The sequence below is a fragment of the Novipirellula methanifontis genome (genome assembly GCF_052161655.1).
In the GTDB taxonomy this organism is placed as follows: Bacteria; Planctomycetota; Planctomycetia; order Pirellulales; family Pirellulaceae; genus Novipirellula.
Window position 1 is genome coordinate 2,167,999 of record NZ_CP197418.1, and the last position, 21,720, is coordinate 2,189,718.

Consider the following 21,720-nt stretch of genomic DNA (forward strand, 5'->3'; position numbering starts at 1 on the left):
CCCGTTGCAAAATGAATTGCGAACGGGCGGTTTCGTTTAAATTACGGCGAATTGAACGCGTCAAGTCGCCTGTCAATCGTTTGACGGACTAGCTACCGCAAGCACACGATGCTGCGGCCGAGCCACATGAAGTGCATGCTGGAGCGGCAGGAGCCGAACCACATGAAGTGCAAGCGGGAGCAGCGGGTGCCGAGCATCCACAGCCATTGCCGCCTGCAGCCCCAGAAGCCGATCCGGAGTCGTCATCACAGCAGAGGTTGACGACTTCTTCGACCAAGCGTGGAACCATCTTGCAAACTTGAACTTTTTGTTCTTTGTTCACAATCACAGGAACGCATACGGTGTACTCTTCGACTTGTTGTTCAGCAACGCAGTCGTAACGAGTCACGGTGTATGGCTCAACAACGTGTTCAGGAACGTTGTAGGTGTAGTTAACGTCCTTGGTACGTTTTTCAGTGCGATAGCTGACGTGAGGAATCGTCTCGGTCTTGGTCACAGTGGTGTACTCAAGTTGCTTACGCATACGAGTCCGAGTTTCGTCGTTGTACTTGACTTCTTTACGCATGCGAGTGCGTGTTTCGTCAACGTAAACGACCGACTTTTTGGTACCGGTACGTGTTTCAGGTTGATACACAACTTTGGTGCATTCGTAAGGTACTTGCTCGCTTTGTTGCTCGTACACGGTGTAGCTCACGTCTTGCGAACGTGTGCTGGTACCGGAAACAGCAACTTGCTCGGTGACAACATTGGGAACCCAAACGCGTTTGGTGGTGGTACCACAAGCGCCAACCGAAGCTTGGCTTACACCGGCAATCGAAGCGCCGTTGCCACTACCGCCGTTGGATCCGCAACCGCCACAGGCGGAGCTACCACAAGCCGAACTGCCACATGCCGAGCTACCGCACGACGAGCCACAGCTCGATGCACAACGACCACAAGATCGTTTGCAATGTCCGCGAAACAGACCACAACCGCGATGGTGACCTACCGATGAGCCACATCCGCCCATCATGCCGTTGCCATAACCACTTCCGTTGCTGTAGTTCGCTGCGGGTGCCGATGCAACGGCAACCACTTGCTCTTCCCAATGACCGTAATCTTTGCTGACGGTTTTCATGGTGGTCGTTGGCACGCAAACTTGGATGGTGCGAGTCTTCGACACAGGAACCGCGTTCACGACGGTGTGCATACGTTGCTCGGTCACGACCTGAGGAACGCTGACGGTGTAAGTGAACGTTTCGTCCTGCAACTGAGGAACCTTGACGGTGTAGTTTTCAGGAACGTCCACGAGAACAGGTACACGCACGGTGTACTCTTCAGGAACTTCGACCCAAACAGGTACCGACTCAGTGACTTCGACAGTCTTTTCTGATTTTTCAGGAACCAAAACGCTGTACTCAACAGTCTTGGTTTCGGTAACAGGGTTGTTGACGACCTTCGTGCGATAACGCTCTTCAGTCACAGGGACGGTTTTGTAAACCGTTTTCGTGCGATGTCGCACTTCGTTTCGATTTTCCGTCGCACAAACGATGCGAGTTTCCGTTACGAACTTTGGCTCCAAGACAACGCGATAGGTTGTCACTGGCTGGCACAAAGATTCACCGCCGAGGGAAATAGCTCCCCCAACAGAACCGAGTTCGGTAGCACATCCGGCACCTGAACTCATCGCAGCACCGCAATCCGCGGCACTTCCACAGCCAGCGCCCGTCGAAACGGCACCGCTAGCACAAGGATCACTGCATCCGCCACAGGGAAGACAGTTGCCAGCCTGAGAAACGCTGGATACGACCAACGCCACACAGATGGCCGAGAAATTTGCAAACCACTTCACAGTTGTCACGCTCCAAAAACATAGGGGTAAATGTATGCAAGGCCTAGCCATGACCAGTAGCTAAGCCGGTTGCCGATCCCCCGAGCGACACCATCGAGACTAGATCGTGATCCGTCACTTACAATGCTCGACCTGCAAAAAAATTAAGATTCTCTTTCGTCTCGCCCAACCATCCCTCATCGACTCGCCAATTCGCCGTCATATTCGCTAAGAACGCTAAATCAGATGCTTCCGTTTTTTTTCCTGAGAAAGCATTGAAAACGAGCAAACAAACAACAGAAAACGCCTGATGCTGAACTAGTTTCAAACGGACGAGTCATTGCAGATCGCTGTGATCCCATGACGAAGCTCCTAATTTCCAACAATTCTTCCTCAGGAATTCCGTTCGTGAAGACGCACAAACCGACTTTGAAAACGATCCGTTTCCGCCGCCTCGGGCACCTCATTGCATCCGGTTGCTTGATGATTGCCGGAGCTACTTTGACTCCGCTGACGATCTCGGCGGCAACGCCTCAGGAACCCGTCGTCGCTCGTGTCGAGATGAAGCTGACTGACGGCGAAAAGGTCACTGATGTGATCGAAAAAGGCGACTTGTTGACCGTTATCGAAGAACGCGAAGACGACTACGTGATCCTGACTCATGATGGATCACGCGGTGCTGTCGACAAGGTTAATGCGGTCCGGTTGGCCGAATCGACCGATATCTACAGCGACCTGATCGAGCGTAATCCAACCGAAGGACGTTTCCTAACGCTGCGAGCATCGGCTTGGTGGGCGCTGGGCAAAACAGAAAAAGCGGTCGAGGATTTCGATCAAGCGATCAAATTGGGATACGAAGAACCGCACGCTTATTCAAGCCGCGGACTCTTTCATGCTTCGATCGGCGACTTTGACAAGGCGATTGCAGACTACGACAAAGCGATGGAGCTTGATTCCGAAGCGATCGCACCTCTGATCAATCGTGCGGCTGTGCACATGGCCCAAGGTAATGCCGACAAAGCGATCGAGGACTACACGGCGGCGCTAGAGAAAAAGCCGGGCAATACCTCATTGCTGCGTCAACGCGCGATGGCATTGAAAGCACTCAGCAAACTCGATCTTGCCATCGAGGACTTCGATGCCATTTTGAAAATCAATAAAAAAGACGTTGATGCGATTTCGGGACGCGGCTACATCTACTTTCAACAGGGCAACCACAAGGCTGCGGTAGAAGATTTTTCAAAAGTCATCGAGTTGGATGCTGAATCCGCCGTCGCGTACAACAATCGTGGCTACAACCAATTTCAACTCGGCAACGCCGCAGATGCACTTAGCGACTACGACAAGGCGATTGAGCTAGCTCCCGAATATGGCTTGGCGTTGCAAAACCGAGCCTGGCTGCTTGCCACCGTTGCCGACGAATCGCTCCGTGATCCAGCGAAAGCTGTCGCTTCGGCCAAAGCGGCATGCGAAGTAAGCGAATACAGCAATCTCGGCGATCTCTCGGCACTGGCGGCCGCGTTCGCAGCGGATGGAAAATTTGAAGAGGCGATCGGATGGCAAGAAAAAGTCGTCGAAAACGCTCCCGAATCGCTCAAAGAGTTTGCTGAAAAGATGCTCGAGCGTTACCAGGACAAAAAAACGTTTACCGCAACTCCTGACGACAAGGAAGTGGCTGAGGAAAAAAGCCCGTCAAAAAGCGATGTGGCGGCTACGAAGGCCAAAACCGCCTCGTAGTCCAGCTGAATCGACATTCCCCCAATCTGTCGCGAGGCAGATAACAACGCCGGCCCCAACAATCGAACCGTTTCATTGAGACGTCGCATCGATTATCTTAGCCACATCCAATTCTGTGATTGTGCTGGCACTTGTCGTTATCTCCCTCGCTTCCCTCCTTCTTATCCACAGTGGTTACTAGCAGTGATGTTGTTACCTCGATTGCGACACGCGGTATTGACCGCATCGATTTTTCCACTGTTCGCTACGAGTGCGTTTGCCCAAGTTTTTGACAGTGTCGAATCCGCGAAAGCCGATCCCGACTTCTTGGTCCAGGGCGAATACGCAAGCGAGACCCAAGGGTTGCAAGTCATCGCCCGTGGCGAAGGCGAATTCGACTTGGTTGTCTACGAAGGCGGATTACCAGGGGCTGGCGGCAATACCACCACACCACGGCGACTCGAAGGCGACGCCGATGTGGTGGCCGATCTGGTCGAAGCGATGGAGTTGGAAAAAGTAGAGCGAAAAAGCCAGACGCTTGGTGCTAAGCCACCGCAGGGCGCTACCGTACTGTTTGATGGCACCAAGGCATCGATCGATAAACATTGGCGTGATGGAAAACTGATCGCGTCCGATTTGCTTGGCGAAGGTACGACGACCAAAGAAACGTTCGGCGACTATCGACTGCATCTCGAATTTAAAACGCCGTTCATGCCCAAGGCGACCGGCCAGGGCCGTGGCAATAGCGGTGTCTATCACCAAGGCCGCTACGAGACGCAAGTACTCGATTCGTTTGGACTCGACGGAAAAGATAACGAGGCGGGCGGCATTTATACGGTCAGTGCCCCCTCGATCAACATGTGCTTGCCGCCGCTGTCGTGGCAGACTTACGATGTCGACTTCACCGCCGCTCGTTTCGATGACCAAGGCAAGAAGACATCCGATGCCAAGATGACCGTCCGTCTGAACGGTGTGATCGTGCAAAACAACGTCTCGATCCCCGGTCCCACACGCGGAGCTCCGCTGAAGGAATCGGCGACACCGGGGCCGATTCATTTGCAAAACCATGGCAATCCCGTTCGCTACCGCAATATTTGGATCGTTCCGGTCGACACGCAGCGTGAAGCACGCCGACCGATCGTGGCAGGATTCGAGCGTTTTTACGCCAGCAGTAGCGAGCCCGCTGCGGTGGCAGGCGAGTTGCTGATCAATGCATTGGCGTGCGACGCGTGCCACGCCGCCGAAACCTTTGCTGATTTGTCAACCAAACGTGGCCCCGATCTCTCCGCCGTCGCCGGACGTGTGCGAGTCGACGCGATGGTCGACATGATCGCCAATCCGCATCAATTCAAACCCGGTACGACGATGCCCGATCCTTGGGTGGATCTCAGCCCCGAACAACGCCGCGAAAAAGCACAGGCGATCACAAGTTTCCTAATCACCAAGGGCTCCGGAGCACTACGAGACCGTTCCGCTCCGAAAGATTTAATCAAGACTGGACGGAAACTCTATCAAACCGTCGGCTGTGTTGCCTGTCACGCGCCCGATCCTAAGTCTAGCAAGGCGGCGATGGCCAGCACTTCGGTACCGCTCGCCGGCATCGAAAAGAAATACACCCTCACCTCGCTCACCGATTTTCTCAGTGAGCCGCATGTCACACGCCCGGGCGTTCGGATGCCAGGCTTCGTCGGCTCGGCAACGGAAACGACCGCGATTGCAGCCTACTTGCTCGGTGATGTGGTCGTTCAATCCAGCGTCGGCAAATTCAAGCGTCGCATTTACCGCGGCGACTGGGACCGACTGCCCGACTTTAGCAAGTTGCAACCTGAATCGACCGATGAAGTGCTCGGGCTGAAAATCAACGACATCAAGCCAAATGTTCAATACGCCGTCATCTTTGATGCGACGTTGTCGATTCGCAGCGAGGGCGAATACGCATTCCGAGTTACAAGCGATGATGGCAGTCGCATATTCGTCGATGGAACCGAAGTGGCGGAAAACGACGGAGTTCATCCGCCGACCACAGCCACCGGTTCAATCAAGCTGAGCGAAGGCCAGCACAAGCTGACGCTAAAGTTTTTGCAAAAAGGAGGCGGCGCGGAAGTCAGCCTTGAATTCGAAGACAAAGAACTTGGATGGACGCCGGTGGAATCGGTGATCATTGATCCGGAAAACCCCATCGCACTGGACTTTCTGCCCAGCAAATATGTGCCGGATCCTTCGCTTGCTGAAACCGGCCAACAGATTTTCCAATCGGTAGGATGTGCGAACTGTCATGAATTCAAGGGCACGGCCGCAACGCTGGTCGCAAAACCGCTAAACCAACTCGACTTGAATCGAGGCTGTTTGGCCGACGATGTTCCCGCCACTCCGCAGGGCGTCGTTGATTTCGAGTTGAACAACACGCAGCGTGCCGCGATCACCACCGCAATCCAGCAGCGAAAACAATCCGGCGTGCCTGATGTCGACGATGCCACTCGCGTGCACGTGACCATGACCGCAATGAATTGTTACGCGTGTCACAAACGCGGCACCGTTGGCGGCCCCGAGTCGATACGCGTAGCCTCGTTCATCAGCACCACGCCGGAAATGGGGCTCGAAGGCCAAATGCCGCCGCCGCTGGATGGAGTGGGTGACAAGTTGTCCGACGCGTATATGAAGACCATTCTGCAGAACGGAGCGAACGAGCGTCCTTACATGATGACGCGGATGCCCGCGTTTCGGTACGAACACTTGAAAGCGATGCACAAATCGATCAACAAACTCGATCGCAAGGGCGATGACGCTCCGATTGCGACCGGAAAGGCCACCGATGGTCAAGTCGCCGGAGGACGGCAATGTGTTGGCAATCGTGGTTTGGCGTGCATCAAATGCCACAGCTATAACGGCAACAAGGGAGGCGGCATCGGAGCGATTGACATGCTGAAGATGACCACTCGTTTGCGTCCCGAATGGTTTCATCGCTACTTGCTCGATCCGCCGCTGTATCGGCCTGGGACTCGCATGCCCAAGAGTTTCGTGGATGGCGAATCGCCGCTGGCAGACCTCTACGGTGGCAATCCCGATAAGCAAATCGACGCGATTTGGAAGTATTTGCTCAAAGGCGATAAAGCAAAAGAGCCTGAGGGTTTGACACAGGGTGCCATCCTGTTGGCGGCGAATGCGAAGCCGTTGATTTATCGTAACTTCTTTACCGACGTCAGTGCGCGTGGCATCGGCGTGGCATATCCCGGTGATGTGAATCTGATCTGGGACGCCGAGCAGATGTCATTGGCGAAGCTCTGGAAGAACAGCTTCATTGATGCATCGATGCACTGGATCGCTCGGGGGCAAGGACGCCAACAACCGATGGGCGATGCCGTCGTATTGATCGACTCGGCGGTTCCATTTGCGATTCTCGATTCGGTCGATAACGCCTGGCCGACTGAATCGGCACGCGAACTGGGGTACAAATTCAAGGGATACACACTCGATGCCAACGGGTTGCCAACGTTCCGGTACCAGGTCAACGGTTATACGATCGAAGACAAACCGGTGGCGAAAAACGTCGACGGTATCAAATCATTGGAACGGCATTTCACCATTACAAGAACGTCCGATGCATCGGGTTCGCTCGTGTCCCGTTTTGCAAACGGTGCCATCAAGTCCAACGAAGGTCGAACGACCACGCTTGCCAACGGAGTCCGGATGACGATCGAGGGCGTGTCGGTACAGCAAGTTGGCGAAGGGGACGCGGTCGAATTGCGAGCTGTCGTGCCACCCGGCGAGTCGGTCTCGTTCACGCAAACCATTCGTTGGTAGATGCCGACGCCGATTTATTTTTGCGTTTTGAATTGCAAGGCGTCCTCAACGCGGCGCTCGTCTCAAACTAACTTTCCACTCTGTTCCTGCAGCACCACCGATGAATCTGATTCAACGCCTCGCCGCTTCGTCGCTCTTCCTCCTGTGCGTCACCCCGTTTGCCGCCGCAGAAGATTTGCCCAAGGAATCGGATTACTACACGATCACGACCTTCGAGGCGCCGCTGGATGAAACGATCGAAGCCTGCGGTTTTCAACTGCTCGACGACGGGCGATTGGCCGTCTGTTCACGTCGCGGCGATATCTTTGCAATCAGTGATCCGTTTTCCAAAAACGTCTCGGAATCGCAATTCAAGTTGTACGCTCGCGGGCTGCACGAACCCCTGAGTTTGGCGTCACGTGACGGATGGCTTTACGCGGTCCAGCGTCCCGAAGTCACTCGGATGAAAGACACCGATGGCGATGGAGCGGCCGACGTCTTTGAGACATATGCCGATGGCTGGGGGATCTCGAGCGATTACCACGAGTACGCCTTTGGGTCCAAGTTCGATAAGGACGGGAACCTGATAGTCACGCTCTGTTTGACGGGGTCGTTTAGCAGCCAAGTACCTTACCGAGGTTGGGCGATGAAGATCACGCCCGAGGGAGAAACGATTCCGTTCTGCAGCGGTGTACGGTCGCCAGGCGGCATGGGATCCAACCTTGAGGGCGACATCTTCTATACAGATAACCAAGGGCCGTGGAATGGAACGTGTGGATTGAAATGGTTGCGTCCAGGCGGTTTCATGGGGCACCCCGGCGGTTGGAAATGGTTTGAATTGTGCGAAGACGTGATGGGCAAACCACCGACGATGCCCGAAGACGGCAGCCGATTGCACGTGGAATCCAAAAAGATCCCCGAACTCGTACCGCCAGCGATTTTGTTTCCTTATGACAAGATGGGCAAAAGTGCATCGGGGATCGCTTGCGACACCAGCGACGGAAAATTTGGTCCCTTCGCGGGGCAATTGTTTGTCGCCGATCAATCGCACAGCACGCTGATGCGAGTGGATCTAGAAAAGGTCGATGGGCTTTACCAAGGAGCGGCGTTTCCGTTCCGACGCGGGTTTGCATCGGGCAACGTCGGCGTCGAGATGTCGCCGCAAGGATCCATGTTTGTTGGCGGCACGAATCGCGGTTGGGGCTCGGTGGGGCGGCGACCGTTTGCGGTCGAGCGACTCGATTGGACCGGCAAAACACCATTTGAAATCAAGCACATGCGGCTGACGGACGACGGTTTTGAATTGACGTTCACTGAAACCGTGGATGCCGATTCGGCCAGCAATCTAGATAGCTACAAAATGACGACGTACACGTACGAGTACCGTGAACAGTACGGCAGCCCCGAAGTGGACCACACAACGCCGACGATCAAATCGGCCAACGTATCGGACGATGGCAAGACCGTCCGAATCGTTGTGGACGGATTGCAACTCGGCCACGTGCATGAGCTGCACGCCGATGGTGTTCGCAGCAAATCCGCATTGCCGCTGTTGCACAAGGAAGCGTACTACACGCTAAACCGCTTTAAATAAACGGCCCCAGCTCGGCATTAATGGCCCGATTTCTAGGATTTTCTAAGCCAGATGCTTCCACCGGTGTCTTCGAGGAATCGTGGCAGCGGTTTTTCAAAAAGCTCGGGGAATGAAAACCCGGCAAACGAATTAAACGCGATAACTTTATAGTCGCGATTGCCAACCAAAAACGCACGAAGGAAAAGTGACTCGTTCCAGGCCCAACCGTCGCGTATCCACTGGATCGGATACGAGTTCGGATAAAAGATGTCATGGATGTGAATGATCACGCCTGGTTTTAGCCGGGGGAGCACTCGCAGCAACAGAAAAGCGACATCGCTGCCCACTTTGGCAACATGTGTGGAATCGATGAACAGGATGTCTTGCTTATCGAGTTCGTCGAACCGCGTGAGAGGAACATTCTGCAGCGGTTGCTCAAGCGTGCTGGAGCGTGAACGGTCGTGAGGGCGAAGCAGTGCGTTCAAGCGGTCGGGATAAGGTTCGATGAACGTCAGCTGAGTCGTCATCTCCGTTTTGTCCAACGTGTCAAGCATGACCGCGGATGAAAAACCGGAGCCGACTTCGATGATTTTGCGAGGCCGTTCCTTCTGAATCACACTCGCTAATGTGAACGCATCCGAAAAACAAAACATGCCGTTGTCTGTGTAATACCGAAGCGAATCTGTCTTCGATTCGGGCAAATCGGGTGGGCACAACGTGTTGAGCAGCGTTTCGTAATACGCAAATTGTTCATCACGCCGCAAATCGATATGCTCCCAGTAGCCCGGCCCATCGTCGCCGAACGCGGAATCTTGCTCGTCAAGGCTTTCTAAGTCGAGCAGAGGAGAATAGAAGTGTCCCGGCGGCACATGAAACCGATAGTTCGGAGCTAGTCTCGCTGCGGCACTACAGAGATGCCGAGCAGAGAAGCGTCCCCAGGCCTTCGGATTGAGAATATTCTTGATCATCGTGGGCAGCGTCTATACGAAGAGGGATCGGTCTGCGTTTTCCAAGTCGAGAACGATTTGGATTGTTTAGACAACTCGCACGCATCCAATGGTTCTGAGTTCTATTTCCAAAGATGCCCGCTGACAATTTCCTCGAGTTCATCTTCCTCGAAATCTTCGAGTTGACGTGAGGTCAGCCAGCATACTCGCAACAACATGTCCTTCGTGGAGGTAATCTCCAGAGGCTTGACGTTGATCAGTTTACCGTTGGCCGGGTTTTCGACGGTGCGAGCGGGGACGGACAGGGAATAACTTTTGTTACGCGTCGCGATGGCATCCAGGGCATCACTCAACCCCGGATTGGGTGGCTCGGATTCGATCAATTCACCGATATTAATGCCGATCGTGTCGCAGCGAAGTTTCCGAAGCCGGTCGAGAAGCGAGCCGGCTGCGCTTGCCACCGGCAGGTCGGAGAAGAGTTCTCGGAAGAACGGCAGGCTATGTTCCGTCCGCAAAATCGCGTTCAAGCGATTGACTTCGAACACCCCATCGTCATCGCTTGCGATATCGCGTAGCGACAACATCCCGAGCCAGAGCAGCGGAATGTAGCGTTTCGACTCGCTAATCACTTCGGGGCGTTGATTTGGGCTACTAACTAAACTGCCACGCGCAGACATCAGCATCGCTCCTGGGATTTGACACAGCCAATCAAACCCGCGATTAGCTTGCGGGTTGATTGTACCCCATCCCAGGAGGCTGATGGAAAAGCGACTTTTGGGCGTTAAACCATCGGTTCGGGTTGGCCCGCTACTTTGCGTGATCCGCGGCCTTTCATAAAGCGATGGCCAAAATCGGTCAACACGAAGATGCGGAGCGAGCCGAGGATCGCTAACAACACGACGAGGATCAACAGCCGACTGCGACGCGTTTGTTTGAACACGCCCCCTTCGCCAACTGCGGGTTGCTGTTGTGGTTTCAACGGCATGTTGTACATCACGGCAATTTGATCCATCTCGACGAGGTGGATGACCGGGATGTCTTTTCGCATAAATCGAGTCATGATCGAGTCGATTTGCATCGTCGCTCGCGATGCCGTGCGATTCAGTCCGGGCTTATAAGCTCGTTTGCCGATCGTCTTGCCTACCGAGACCGCACCGCCGCCGACGTTGATGTAGGCTTTGTATTCTTGCGAACCCGCTTGTTTGCGATAGACAGTCATTCGCTCGTCGATCGCGTTGGCAAAATCGTCTGCCTCGAGTCGCTTCATGTCATTGTCCAATATCGATTTGCGGATCATCTTGCGTGCTTCGTCACCAAGTCCGATCCCTAAATCCTCATAACCCCCGATCGAACATGCGACCGATCGGAAAGGAATATATTGCTCTTCGTAGAGCATCGTCTCCATATCGATCCACAAGAATTTCGGACTATTGGCTCCCCATTGTGACGAGCCGGCGCTTGCCAAAATTACGGGCCGGGCACCAATCGTCTTGAGCGCCGCCAACACGTTTACGTTCATACCAGGGAACGAGCCAGAGTAGCCGACCGCCACGAGGTCCCCTTTGCCAACGCCCGCTTTGATCAACATGTCGATCACGACGGCGGCAAAGTTGGGATTGGTCGAGGTTTGCTTGGCACCGAGTCGACCACTCAGCGTGGTCAAGGGCGTCATTAGCTCACCGATCATGCCGGTGGAACCAGGATCGATCGCTGTGTTGATTCGCATACCAAGGTGAAGCTTTTCGTTGCGAATCGCCTCCATCATTTCCTTGGACAATTCCGCCGCTTGCATCTTCAGTTCTAAGTCTGCTTGGGGTGCATCGACACGAAAGTACTCGACCGTTGCCAGTCCAAGGAGTGAAAATGCCGCCATGAAGACGATGATCGATTGTGAGACTTGCCGAGGCCGCCAATACAGACGTTTCATAGTACGAACTCCAATCCAATCAACATCAGCACCAAGCGAACCACGGTCGCGGCGGTTATCAAAATCCCAAGCGTTTCGAGCATCCCTTGACGATCGATCCAAATCGCGATCAGCCCCGGAATGATGTAACCGATCACTTCGTAGTCGTTCGATTCGGCCAGCACATCCATGTCGAGCGAGTCGACGGGTACCGCAGAAAATGGTGTAAGCGACTCCATCAGGATACCGACGAGAAAGCCAACGAGCACCATTAACACGGTGCGTCGCTTTCCATAAATGACAATCATATTTGACAGCGAATACACGATGAAATACGTGACAATCGCGGCAAGAAATGTGGCGACCACCGTTACGGGGCGGTCCAGTGACAAGGCGATGTAACCGGGAACGACCATCCCGCCTGCGGCGAGACCAAAGGTTTCCGAGAACAGCAGGCTGACGGCCAAGCCGATGCCAATTGATACAGTTAAAGTGTCCATAGTTCCTAAAATGCTTTTTCGTCGACGATTCCGCGATTGCGGAAATATCGCACCACGTCTAAACCCGCGCCGCCAATATTTGCCATTCCCATCACTAACGAGGAACGGCCCGAAAGACTAACCACTTTCTCAAAAATCTCTGGCGCTCCATCCCCTTCGGCCATCACCAATTTTCGTGAATCCAAGCCTGAATTGATGGCATGCTTGGCAAAAATGTAGGTCCCCGAACCAATCAAAACGTAATGATCCGCCGGACGCCAAGCCGCGCAACACTCGGCTAACTGTCGCGAGCGATCGGGACGATCAAACCGACAATTGAAAATCATGATTCGCTTGCCAACGCTTGGATAGCGATCACACGCCATGTCCCAAATCCGTTCAGTTGATTCAGGATCGTTCGCTGCAAAGCCATTGATAAACACGATCTCGCGACCGAAGAAATCTAGCTCCGCCACGGTCATGATTCCCGGATCGGGACTCGCCGACCACATCCCTTGCAGCGCCGTTGCTCGGTCGACCCCAAGATCACTGAGGATTCGCAACGCGAGGGCAACGTTCTCGGCATGTTCAATGTATGAAAACTGAGCCAAATCCAAGGGCTGGATTGCGTTGACTTCATCGAGGCCAACCGTAATTAGCTCTGATTTCCGGTCGTCACAAACTTTGCGAAACGCATCCAGATGACGACGTTCAGCGGTGTACAACTTGCCCTCTTTGGGCACCATTCCTAACAAAGCCCAAGCAACATCTTTTTCGCCTGGCCCCATCACATCCAAATGGTCGGCCCGCGCGTTGGTGATCACGCTGTGGGTTGCGTGTACCAACATGAATTCGCAGAGCCACTGCAAATAGGGGATTAACGCCATGCACTCGATCACGAGTGCTTCGGATTCGATCTCGGCTGCGGCGCGAACGATCCGGATTTGTTCAATCACGTTCGCCCGTGCCGGACGGAACACCGGATACTCGGCACCATCGGGCAAAATCATCCTGGCCAAAGTGCCCGTCGTCTTGGCACAGGTGCGTTTACCAGACGCGCGTAACCCCGCGGCGATCAGCCGAGTGACCGACGATTTGCCACGTGTTCCATTGACATGAATACGCGTCGGAATCGTCGCCAAGTTGCGTCGATGCAAGAAAGACTCTAATAGGCCCAGCCCAACCAGCGACCCGGTCGTGCCAAGCAGTGCAAGCGAACCATCCATTCGTGATGGTTAATCCCAGTAAGAGACGTGGAGACCGCATCAAGTAGAAAAGGTGAATACGAGACCTGATGCGCTGCGAATTATGGTGATGATGCAAAAGCGTGCTAGTGCATCACCGCAAAATTCTTACTAATTTCGGCAAATTTGTCCTCGGAATTGAGAACATTCCTTTCCAGACTCGCGGCAGTCGTCCAGCGATTGGAATGCAAAAAAACTCATTGGCAACCTTAAAGGCAGCGTGCAGAACCTTAAGTCGCCCGAATAGCTTCGCTACGGCCCGCGGCAGTCCGTAATCGCAATGTCGTCGAACTTCGGATTCGCGAACCAAAGTGAGACTCAGGGAAAGCCCGACGCCAGGAAACGTTTTGAAGTTTTAGCAGGACTCACCGATGGAAGCCGGAGCAAGTCGCGATCGCGACGCAGATCCGGCAGACCGAACGCGACGCTAGGTTCGTTTCAGCTGCCATGCCGGAAATCCGCTGTGCTTGGAAATGCAGGCTGCGGTCCGGCCTACGACGCGGAAAAAGGTTCCAGGACTCATGTCCGCTGTTTTTCGGAACGAGTCCCGGTACCTTTTCTTTCTACTCCGCTCATCGTGGATTTGCTGTCGCTAACGATTCAGGTGACGTCGACGGAAAGCCTGTTGATCTTGCCGTTCCACTTGCTGGGCGTACTCTTGTTCGCCGATTTGAAGTTCCAACAAAAAGTCATTTCGAACGCCGCCGATTACTTGTGCTTGGTCGCTACGACCACAGCCAGAGATTAAAGCGGCCATCACGAGTGGCAGCACGCATAAGGTGATGCTTTGGCAGGTCTTTTTGAATGTGATTGTCATCTCGATTTTTCCTTACGTATCTCTATGGTTCTGTAAATTTGCTTTTAACTTGTTTTTCTCAAACCAAAACTAATATTTGACGTTATTGACTGACTACTTCTTTGGAAGCGCGAGTTCCAAGAGCACCCCACAGTCCATAAGGGCTCCTTTGGCCCGGTGCCGACTTCCCGCTTTGTCCGTACTCAACCATGTGTGCGTTCGGGTCGCCGGATTCGATTGAGTCGGTAATGAAGGCAACCGCACCGTCTCCCATCAAAACGTGACAGCCGCCTTGATGCCGACTACTTGGTGGTGCAACGCCTTCTTGGCCAGGCCAATCGTCTTGCCAACACGCAGCGGAGTTGGGCGGTGTGATCGTGAACATTGCAGAGTGAAAGGTTTCTCCATTCATCCATTGGTATCCGCGTCCGTAGATCGATCCGCTTGACCAGTCGCTGAACAAAACTGTCGATTCAGCCCAGAATTTTGGTCGTGAGGGATCAATAGATCCATTGGATTCACAGACACTTGGATTCGCTTTGACGCCGACTTGGCTGCGTGCCGCTTGAGTTCGGATGTCGCGGTCACCCAAGTCGGTTGTGATTTCGCCGGCGATGATCGTATTGGACAGTCCGTCCGTAATGTCACGAAACCGCATCGAACTGTGAGCGACGAACGCGCCACGTTGTCCGGCACGTGACAACTGTGAATCTGTGTTCGTTTGCACAAGTGCATGATTCATCGGTCCGGTTTCGGCTTTGGCGAACGAGTCGCCCAAGCAAACCGCATAGTTTGTTCGCCCTTGCGATGGAATACCGCGTCCAGGATCCGACGGGCAACGAAACGTCGGGATCTCCGTCATGGCAGGCGGGTAGAGAAAACTCACGTGGAAACTTGGTTTGGGGCCAAATGCAGTCCACGAAGGGACTTTGGGAATGCGATCGCCATTGGGGCCAAGCTCTTGGCCGAGCGATGTACTCATCTCGTCCCATAGTGCTTGTTGCTCGATAAACGGCGTGATACCGACCCAAGCGCTGAGTTGGCTCTGGTTGGTGTTAGGCGACCAAATCCACCAGTTTGGCGTGATTGGATCCAGCCCCGTACCGGTCTTGTGTTTAGGCAGCCGATTGTATGCGGAATGGTAATTGTGGATTCCCAAACCAATCTGTTTTAAATTGTTGCTACAGCTCATACGACGCGCTGCTTCGCGAGCTGCTTGTACGGCGGGGAGCAGTAATCCCACCAAGACCCCAATGATCGCAATCACAACTAATAACTCGACTAGCGTGAAAGCAAACCTGGAGCGGTTCGTTGAAGACGTCATGGTGATTCCTTTGATTCTAAGTTGGTGCAAGAGTAACAAGCGTGTTGTGAAACAAATCCGGAACGACATTTGGCCAGCAATGGGAATCCAAGTGTCGTCAAACAGAACATCAAGCTTTTTGTCAATTCGCTTAAGGTTCAAAATTGATAGTGCATGAAATGGGAAGGTAAGTTCTAAGTCATCGAAGGGGGCAAAACGGTTTTGAGGGGAAACCCTGCAATCTTCAGTTTCCAGTCTTTATTCTTTGGACGTTTCTCGGGGAAACCTTGTCGGCAGAGGGTGTTTCGCAAAGCGACCGGTAGGTTTCGTAGAAGTGAATCGCTATTCCGCCAAAACACTCGAAATCTCGAAAGTAGTTTTCGGCGGCTGAAGTTTGCTCGTCAAAATCGACCAACGAGTTATCACCGAACGTCACTTTCGAAGGCATTACACTTTCGGTAACAAATCCTCGCATCCGGGGTAGCTCGCCATCTTCCGCGAGATCACGCGATTTAAAAGTTCGCCACTGAGCGTCGGAGGCGATCATGGATTGCACGCTCGCCCATCGGCTTTCACCTTTCTGATCATTTTCCATTAGCCAATAGAATTGTTTGGCCAGCAAACGTAGCGACGTCTCTGCCGCAGCACGCTGTTGGTCAGATGGGGCGAGTGCGATCTCAATCCCTAAGTGAATATTTTCGCCGTCATCCATCGTGCGAACGCGATGTCCATCAATGAGGCTCTGGTCGGCAAGCAACGGAGTGAGCGTCAAGGCCTGTTGGAATTTTTTGCGGGGCAGCCCTACCAGAAACCAGACCTGTCGATCGGCTTCCACAAACGTCTCGACCCCCATGAAAATGGTCGCACCACGCTGACGTTGACCGTATTCCATTAACGCTCGTCCGTGAGCGATGATGCCGTCAGCACCATCGGCCCGGTCACGATAGTTCATGACGCCAACGTTATCTAACATATCGATGCAGTGGAAACTGGCTGCTTTGCGAACTCCATTGAATTCGACCGCAGCGTGAGATTCGCCAGTGTCCTTGTCCATCGCCTGCCACCAAAATGGAATGTCAACGCCGAACTGCATGTTGGAGCCTTCGCGAATGCGTCGTTGACACTCGGCATTCAATTCCAGGTATTGGCGTAGGATTTGTTCGCGACGTGAAGGCGAATGCCAACCTAGCAACAGATAAGGTTCGTTATCGAAATGAACGCCGTCGAATCTTTCTAGCTCCTTGGCTTGATGATTGAAATGCAGCACCGCATCCACTACGCCAAGCGGAATGTCGTGATTTTGTGTGAGGCAGTGTTCGGGGGCTCCGTCCAACGCATGAATGCGGATGTTTCGCGAATGAGCTTCCGCGATGAAGCTGCGCAGTTCCTGTTTCATCAACACGGTGAGGCGGTCAGATGGCGATTCTTCGGGGGCGGTTACCGATACCCTCGACGGTTCGGGCCGCTCGACCTTGTATGGCAACTGCAGCCAGATTTGCCCGAGGTCGTGTGCTTGGCAAAAATCAAAAAGTTCGCGCCAACGCTGTGTGCTGCCCAACAAGTCTTTCGTGGACCATAACCAGAGCGCGCGTGACGGTGCAGTTGGTTGCAGAAGTTCCGACTGTGGTTTCGACGCAGCGTTGGCAGGAACCATTTGATCCAAATCCGATTTGAATGCCACATCTTCTAAATGCACAGTGAATTCGCCAACCGTTGAAAACTCGAGGGTCAATCCTGCGAAATGCGAGCAGTCGATATTCGTGGATCGAAGCGGCACAATCACCTCTTGCCATGTTTGGGTGACTCCGCCATCAAGAAACTGATCGACGGGCCCCAACAACTCAGAGTCCTCTTTGGCGATCCAATTCTCGTCTGACAAACGGATGTTGAAGGTTTCACCTCCGCGCTCCCCACGAACCCAAAATGACAGATGCGTATATGCCTGCGCATCGAAGTAGGTTGGCTTCAAAGCATGCATGTCAAAGAAATGAATCCAATAGCCGCAGAAACCTGCTTTCGATTTGGTCGCCTTGACTCGCATGCTGTACCCACTGTCACCACGCCTCGGATCAGGAACTCGTATTGCCGAGGCGAATGAGGGCGATCGTTGAAATGTGGAGCGGTATCCGTCGAGCCGGTTCTGGACCGGCTGATCGAAACGATCCGCGATCAGCAAAGACGATTGGTCGTCAACGGCCAATGTTTGCTCGCGAGGGGACGAAGCAATATCGTCCGCACGCGAAATCGCAGCCATAACGACACCACAGAAGAACAGCAGATACCAACGAGGGTTCACGAAATTTTCTTTCCTGTACTGAGTGGCTATCCGAAAAGGGGGCTGACCCTCTCCGGCGAAACCAAAAATAAAATGAAATCGATTCGCCTCCAAAGGGGCAGACCCCTTTTTGGATAGGCTCTTAGACAGCTTGAATCAACCATTGCGATACTTAACGCCACGCCGTCTCCAGTGAACGGACGAACGTGCTGAGAGTCATGCCTCGCTGACTTAGGGCCGGCGACGGATTTTCTTTCACGTTAATGAAGTCAATCCGCTTTGTATGTCGGCCACTTCAACATCCCGTTCGTCAACCATCTCCGGAGGCCTCCCGTCTGTGTGGGAGGTCGCCGAAGACGATCGAAAAAACGCAACTCAGGAAGCTAATGTTATAGGTGCATGCTTTTGCATCATCACCTCATTGCCTTGCTGATTGTGGACCACCGCGTCCATGAAATTTCGCATCAGCATCAATCCACGACCGCCTGCCTTCTCGATATTTTCCGGAGCGGTAGGATCGGGGACTTGACTGACCTGGAATCCCGGTCCTTGGTCGCGAACGACAAAAGACAGTTGCCGACGGTCCATGCTTACCGCGACGAGGGCCCGGCGTTCAGCGAATGACGCTTCATGCGGACGCTTTGTGAGCATTTCTTGGAACACGGGCTCAGCGTCGGATAGCCACGCTGACGAGATTTCTAGATTTCCGTGGACGATCGCGTTGGTCACAGCTTCTTCCAGCGAGATCAACAAATGCATTCGGTAAGAATCGTCATACTCGCCGTAGATCAACGTTGCTAACTCCAGTACTTTTTCAATTACCGGGTGAATTGACGAAAGATCGTTTTCCAATACGAATTCAGTGTTCAATTGAACGAACCCCGAATGGACGAGGCTTGCCGCAGGGCGGACCTCGCTGTCGTTTGCAGGCGAATTCTGCAAACAGGTTACGACCGATGTTTGAGCGTTTTCAGCTGTCGGGTCGACGGCTAGCGCCCCAGGGCAATGATTCATGGTTTCTCCAGAGGTAAAAGTGAGGGTTAATGACAAAGGTATGTCTGCCCCTTCAGATGAAACGCAAAATCGCGCCTCTAATAATTTTGCCCCCGCATGCGGCAGAACGCTTCGAATCACCTCGCTATGCCCCTCGGCGTGGCTTTCGAATTACATTCCGCTGTTCTTCTTAACCAGCATCCACGTTCGTATTGGCAAACTGCGACGAATTAATGCGAACGACTTCAACTTCCGCCGATCGTGTAACGTCTGCAGGTAATTGTTCAAGCGACATACCAGGACGAAGATTTGTCGCTTGCTCGGTGTCGGGATAGATGGCTACGATCCTAAATCGAGTGCCTGTGGGAGTGCTGTCATTGCCAAATCGAGCTGACGAAACAAAACGATTTTTTCCATCAGGCGAAGAAGTGGCCTGCACCCACCAACTGTCATTGGCTTGAGTCGAACGAACCAAGATGACGGGCTTTCTTTCATCCAATGAGGAGCAAGTGACCAAATTGGCTCGTTCCACATGACTGTTTTCGGTTGGGTTTTGAATCAATTCAGGTTGTTCTGATGCCGAGCTTACTTGCTTTATTTCGGGGAGACTTTCCACTTTCGTCAGGATCCTTTTCGGTTTTCCCACGATGCCGTCGGGCTTTTTCAGGATCACGACTGTATCCACCGAGCGGGCCAAGTTCGGAGGCAATTCTCGAAAAGACGTTCCAGGTTCGAACAGCTCTCTGCCTTCCGCCGTCGGTACCATCAATACAACAATTTGAAAACGGCTTCCGTCGATTGAATCGCCGTTTCCGATTTGTGCGGAGGCTTTGAAGGTACGTTGAGATATCTTCTTCGGCCGCTCTTGTGCCCACCATAGGCAGTCGGGTTGATCGGCCTTGACTAGCACAACAGGATAACCTGGTGCCAGAACCCTGCCTGCAACCTCGACGACTTGTTTTACTTTCTCTTGCTGTTGAGGGTTCAGCAAGATAACCCCTGGGTTTTTCGCCTCATCGCCTTGAACCATGGCTACGGGCATGGTGGCAAACAATGCGATGCCGACAAGCTTAGTGAATTTCATTGGGATGTTCCTTCGAACGGAGCGTACTTGGTTGATGTTTCGACCACGCCTGAGAAGTTATCAAAATTCTTAGCTGCCCCCCCCGGAAATCATCACGAGATCAGTTTGAAATCCCAAGTCGCCGGCGGTCGAGACGAATGCGTTCCGTCTGCATGATTATTGGATCGTTCTGATAACGCCACGCGTAACGAACAGTGACTCCTTGCGATTGAACTGATTCGGGTCACAACGTTTTTATCAATTGAAGAAGGGACGCCGAACCATACCTCAGAATGAGCTTGGCCTGCATAACCGGGATAGCCGTTGCAACAGTCGACTGCACTGGTGTGTTTAGGCAACTTGGGTGATGCTTTTTCACTTCATCGATTCGGGAGAGCTACGGTTTTTCGTAAGCGACGTCAGTCGGATTACGAAGGGGCATGCGTTTAATTGAATTGAATGGGGCACAACCATGAAACATTTAAGGAACAAGACATGCAATCGCCAGGAAACCAAGATGATTCGAGGGGCAGCGTTGCCGAATTAGAGTCAGCCGATGCACCGACCTCACGACGAACTGCGGCGGATAACGGCAACAGCCATTCGTCGCAGTCGAATTGGCGGGGAATTCGTCAAGCGTCAGAATGCAGGCCGCGAAGATCCCCCAGCCCACCGCGCCCACCGGCGCCTATTACCCCGGTTCCAATACGTCCCAAGAGAAGTCTGTTCACCGGTTCGCTGCTCATCTGCTTGTGCGCGGCCATCGGGTATTACGTTTGGGATTGGCAACTGCGATACCAATCGCACGGAGTCGTTCAGGGAAGAGTCCTGCAAGTAACGCCGCCCTGGGATGGAAACGTGCTGACGTTGCAGGTGCGTGAAGGCGACTCCGTTCGGCAAGGGCAGGTGCTGCTAACGGTCACAAATATCGAGCAAGAGCAACGGACAGCCGAAGTCGCTGACGCTCTGAAACTTGCCCAAGCAACGTTAGAGGCGAAGGTCTCGGAGATGCGCTGGCAATCGCAATTGCGTGGTGACCGGAACCAGAAAGCGCTTGGCGAGTACTACGAAATGTGCGGCGAACTTTCAAGCCAACGCACACAATTGTTGCAGGCCGAAAGCGAATTGCAACGCTTGCGGGCGACGCGAGAAAAGAACGAGATGGCGGTACGCGACAAAGACTTGCAAAATGCGAGTTACCTCGTTGAGGGTTTACGAGCGAAGAACGAAAAACAAACCGAAGCAGTTTCGGAGATGAAAAAGCGAGTTGAGATTTATGAACAATTTGCAGACGACGCGTCGGCAACCATTCAGCCCGCAATTCTGCATATCAGTAATCTTCAAGCCGAATTAGTTCGCCTGCGAGAAGTCGTACAACAAGGGCAAATCTGTTCGCCTGTGAACGGAACGGTGCTCAAGGTACGTCGTTTTGCGGGTGACTACGCCAATGCCTCGGAAACCGTCATGGAGATTTTAGAAGACTCCACGCTCGAACCGGTTTTGTATTTCTCGCAAAACAACGCGGACAAACTGCGGGTCGGAGACGAAGTCAAGATCGATATTCGTCCGGGCCTGAAACGCCTTCGCTGCCACATTACACGTATCGGCGAACAGCTGGAATACGCGCCACCTAACATCGAACGTTACTACCGCAAAAATGAGAAGCTGTTGCCCGTCTACCTTCAGCCTTGCGACGTCAAGAACATCGAGTCACTACTGTATCTGGGCAGCGAAATTGATGTTCCACGTTTTTCGTTAGCGACAGCAAATTCATAAGACGCGCTGAATGGTAGTGGACGAGGCTACGCTTCCTCTGATTGTGGGACTCGTAGCCT

General features: G+C 53.3%; 15 protein-coding genes. 4 read left to right on the forward strand and 11 right to left on the reverse strand.

Annotated elements, in window-relative coordinates; translation table 11 throughout:
- Positions 1-88: 88 nt before the first annotated feature.
- On the reverse strand, positions 89-1,831 hold the full coding sequence (locus SH528x_RS07630; RefSeq protein ID WP_442509923.1) for a ferredoxin: 1,743 nt from the start codon (positions 1,829-1,831) through the stop codon (positions 89-91).
- A 339-nt stretch (positions 1,832-2,170) separates the two neighbouring features.
- On the opposite strand from SH528x_RS07630, the gene SH528x_RS07635 reads away from it, so the two are divergent.
- The 3 genes from SH528x_RS07635 (at position 2,171) to SH528x_RS07645 (ending at position 8,900) form a co-directional block, all read left to right on the forward strand.
- On the forward strand, positions 2,171-3,547 hold the full coding sequence (locus SH528x_RS07635; protein ID WP_442509924.1) for a tetratricopeptide repeat protein: 1,377 nt from the start codon (positions 2,171-2,173) through the stop codon (positions 3,545-3,547).
- A gap of 186 nt (positions 3,548-3,733) precedes the next feature.
- Positions 3,734-7,327: a family 16 glycoside hydrolase gene (locus SH528x_RS07640; protein WP_442512098.1), complete on the forward strand. Its 3,594-nt coding sequence runs from the start codon at positions 3,734-3,736 to the stop codon at positions 7,325-7,327.
- 100 nt (positions 7,328-7,427) lie between these two features.
- Positions 7,428-8,900: a DUF7133 domain-containing protein gene (locus SH528x_RS07645; protein ID WP_442509925.1), complete on the forward strand. Its 1,473-nt coding sequence runs from the start codon at positions 7,428-7,430 to the stop codon at positions 8,898-8,900.
- Positions 8,901-8,932: 32 nt separating this feature from the next.
- On the opposite strand, the gene SH528x_RS07650 is transcribed toward SH528x_RS07645, so the two are convergent.
- From SH528x_RS07650 to SH528x_RS07695, 10 genes are all read right to left on the reverse strand, one after another.
- The gene (locus SH528x_RS07650; protein WP_442509926.1) at positions 8,933-9,847 is read right to left on the reverse strand and encodes a class I SAM-dependent methyltransferase; all 915 of its coding nucleotides are present in this window, start codon (positions 9,845-9,847) and stop codon (positions 8,933-8,935) included.
- A 101-nt stretch (positions 9,848-9,948) separates the two neighbouring features.
- Positions 9,949-10,503, reverse strand: coding sequence for a hypothetical protein (locus tag SH528x_RS07655; RefSeq protein WP_442509927.1), 555 nt, complete (start codon positions 10,501-10,503; stop codon positions 9,949-9,951).
- Between the two features lie 104 nt (positions 10,504-10,607).
- Positions 10,608-11,753, reverse strand: a complete 1,146-nt coding sequence (gene pgsW / locus SH528x_RS07660) for a poly-gamma-glutamate system protein (protein ID WP_442509928.1) — start codon at positions 11,751-11,753, stop codon at positions 10,608-10,610.
- Positions 11,750-12,232 (reverse strand): poly-gamma-glutamate biosynthesis protein PgsC, encoded by a 483-nt coding sequence (pgsC, locus tag SH528x_RS07665; RefSeq protein WP_442509929.1) that lies wholly within the window; start codon positions 12,230-12,232, stop codon positions 11,750-11,752. The genes pgsW and pgsC overlap by 4 nt, the downstream gene beginning before the upstream one ends.
- Positions 12,233-12,237: 5 nt before the next feature.
- Positions 12,238-13,437 carry a poly-gamma-glutamate synthase PgsB gene (gene pgsB, locus SH528x_RS07670; RefSeq protein WP_442509930.1) on the reverse strand — a complete coding sequence of 400 codons (1,200 nt, stop codon included), beginning with the start codon at positions 13,435-13,437 and terminating at the stop codon, positions 12,238-12,240.
- Between the two features lie 610 nt (positions 13,438-14,047).
- Positions 14,048-14,272 carry a hypothetical protein gene (locus SH528x_RS07675; RefSeq protein ID WP_442509931.1) on the reverse strand — a complete coding sequence of 75 codons (225 nt, stop codon included), beginning with the start codon at positions 14,270-14,272 and terminating at the stop codon, positions 14,048-14,050.
- Between the two features lie 82 nt (positions 14,273-14,354).
- Entirely contained in the window at positions 14,355-15,575 is a 1,221-nt protein-coding gene (locus SH528x_RS07680) for a DUF1559 family PulG-like putative transporter (protein WP_442509932.1), read from the reverse strand.
- 223 nt (positions 15,576-15,798) lie between these two features.
- Positions 15,799-17,850, reverse strand: a complete 2,052-nt coding sequence (locus SH528x_RS07685; RefSeq protein ID WP_442509933.1) for a hypothetical protein — start codon at positions 17,848-17,850, stop codon at positions 15,799-15,801.
- A 354-nt stretch (positions 17,851-18,204) separates the two neighbouring features.
- Positions 18,205-18,843 (reverse strand): ATP-binding protein, encoded by a 639-nt coding sequence (locus SH528x_RS07690; RefSeq protein WP_442509934.1) that lies wholly within the window; start codon positions 18,841-18,843, stop codon positions 18,205-18,207.
- A 169-nt stretch (positions 18,844-19,012) separates the two neighbouring features.
- Complete coding sequence (locus SH528x_RS07695; protein WP_442509935.1) at positions 19,013-19,906, reverse strand: hypothetical protein; 894 nt, start codon at positions 19,904-19,906, stop codon at positions 19,013-19,015.
- Positions 19,907-20,380: 474 nt separating this feature from the next.
- On the opposite strand from SH528x_RS07695, the gene SH528x_RS07700 reads away from it, so the two are divergent.
- Positions 20,381-21,661, forward strand: a complete 1,281-nt coding sequence (locus tag SH528x_RS07700; RefSeq protein ID WP_442509936.1) for an HlyD family secretion protein — start codon at positions 20,381-20,383, stop codon at positions 21,659-21,661.
- Positions 21,662-21,720: the final 59 nt, after the last annotated feature.